1 pseudogene is annotated in these 703 nt (G+C 43.4%); it reads left to right on the plus strand.

The features are described from left to right. Positions 1 to 703: pseudogene (locus M3090_RS15470) on the plus strand (IS982 family transposase); the annotation flags it as partial.

Here is a 703-nt window from a genome sequence, read left to right on the forward strand (position 1 = left end):
AGGAAAAATATATGGTTGAAGACAGGAATCATAAGCATCGTAACAAGCCTAACCGTATGAGTGATGCGGAGATTATGTTCATTCCTATTCTGTTCCACTCCGGTGGTTTCCGCTGCTTCAAGCATTATTACAAGGAGTATGTCTGCAAACATTTGAAACACCTGTTTCTGCGCCGGGTATCTTATAACCGTTTTGTGGAATTGGAGAAAGATGTGTTGCTTCCCCTGACCATTTTCATAAAGAAGGTCTTGCTGGGAACCTGTACCGGTATCAGTTTTGTGGATTCCATTCCGCTGCGTGTCTGTCGTACCCAAAGGATTCTGAGTCATAAGACATTTGAGGGGCTTGCAGAGCGGGGAAAAAGTTCTATGGGATGGTTCTTCGGATTTAAACTGCATCTGATTATCAATGACAAGGGGGAGATTCTCAATATCATGTTCGCACCCGGAAATGTGGATGCCCGGGACCCCTTGAAGCAGGATAAGTTTTTGAAGAACATTAAAGGAAAACTATGTGCAGACAAGGGATATATTGGCTGGGCTCTGTTTGAGAATCTTTTCACGGGTGGTATCCAACTTGTCACTAAAGTTAAAAACAATATGAGGAACTCCCTGATGAGCGTAGCGGACAAAATCCTGGAGAAAACGCGCTTTGATAGAAACGGTCAATGACGAGTTGAAGAATATCGCACAGATAGAACACT

Source organism: Bacteroides sp. ET71 (genome assembly GCF_023336905.1).
GTDB lineage: Bacteria > Bacteroidota > Bacteroidia > Bacteroidales > Bacteroidaceae > Bacteroides.